Origin of the sequence: Bartonella sp. AA83SXKL, assembly GCF_042196965.1 — a bacterium.
Classification (GTDB): Bacteria; Pseudomonadota; Alphaproteobacteria; order Rhizobiales; family Rhizobiaceae; genus Bartonella.
On record NZ_JBHIRG010000339.1, the window covers coordinates 1 to 545 of the forward strand.

Sequence of the window (545 nt, forward strand, 5' to 3'; positions counted from 1 at the left end):
GATATTGATAGCTTTATCGCGGCATCTGGAAAAGACATCTTTAAATATCGACTTCTCGTTGACAGCACAGAAGTGGAATTAAGTGACAATGTGAATGCCATGATTAAAGGACAAGCGATACCCGTTTATCGTATTGACCTTCGTCATATGGAAAACAGTCGTATAGACTGGCAAATATTTGCAACGAAAAAAGAAGTTGTTCTGAAATCAACAAAAGAGCCTCGTCCCCATCAAGAAGAAGCCATCAAGAAAGTCTGTGAAGGTTTAAAAGAAGCAGACCGTGGCAAGCTGATTATGGCATGTGGTACGGGGAAGACTTTCACCAGTTTGAAGATAGCAGAAACCCTTGCTGGGAAAGGCAAGCGTGTTTTGTTTCTGGTACCTTCTCTGGCTTTAGTCTCGCAAACAATCCGTGAATGGACAGCCGATGCACAAGTCCCGTTGCGTTCCTTTGCCGTGTGTTCTGATACGAAAGTAGGCAAGCGTCGTAAAAATCAAGATGATATTGTTGGCATGGAAACATCAGATCTTGTTCTCCCTGCTAC

1 protein-coding gene is annotated in these 545 nt (G+C 43.1%); it reads left to right on the forward strand.

Features of this window, described 5'->3' with window-relative positions:
- A partial coding sequence (locus tag ACFINO_RS11515) for a DEAD/DEAH box helicase family protein (RefSeq protein WP_375655984.1) occupies positions 1-545 on the forward strand: 545 nt, incomplete at both ends.